This is a genomic window from Campylobacter aviculae (genome assembly GCF_005406215.1).
In the GTDB taxonomy this organism is placed as follows: domain Bacteria; phylum Campylobacterota; class Campylobacteria; order Campylobacterales; family Campylobacteraceae; genus Campylobacter_D; species Campylobacter_D aviculae.
The window spans coordinates 1-702 of the sequence record NZ_NXMA01000048.1 but is presented as its reverse complement, the minus strand read 5'-3'; the positions used below and the strand labels follow the sequence as shown (position 1 = coordinate 702).

At 25.1% G+C, this 702-nt stretch carries 1 protein-coding gene; it reads left to right on the top strand.

Going from position 1 to position 702, the window contains the following annotated elements; genetic code table 11:
• Positions 1 to 85 precede the first annotated feature (85 nt).
• A partial coding sequence (locus tag CQA76_RS08925; protein WP_408608989.1) for a Cj0814 family flagellar-dependent secreted protein occupies positions 86 to 702 on the top strand: 617 nt, incomplete at its 3' end.

The window sequence follows — 702 nt, the reverse complement described above, 5'->3', positions numbered from 1 at the left end:
ATCCAAACCGGAACACTTCTTGCTTATATTTAATTAAGATATTTAGATTTGAAGGCAGAACAATTCTAAAATCAAAGGAATAAATATGAGTATCTTTAGTATCAATGATAACTCAAATTATACTTCTATACTTTCACAAGCAAAAGCTAATAAAGAAAGTAAAGAAAATTCAAAAATAAATTTTGCCAATGCTTTCTTAAAACAAAATGCTAGTAAATTAAATGATATAGAAAATAAAAATTCACAAACTTTAATAAGAAGTGAAGTATTAAATTCTACTAACAACAATAATAATATCAATAAAAACTATTACACTAAGACAAATTCTCCTAATTATGATATATCTAGTGAATTTAAAAACTCTATTTATACTTTAAAATTCAAACAAGCAGATATAAGTAATAATACAGCCTATGGTTATAGTGTAGATAAAGATGGTTATATGGGAGAAGACTTTAATGAGGCTGCAGGATTACCAAAAGATTTTAAAATACATAAATCTACTTTGGATGAGATAGAGAGGGTAGCTGAGAATGATCCTATTGTTTCTAGCATAAAAGAATATCTAGGTGTGGATAAATACTATGATAATATAGATATGGCAAATACTATCAAGCAATACTATGATAAATTCAATGATATTATTAATCATACTTTTAACGATACCAATAAAACAAGTTTTAGTGAAGCAGATTTAAATAG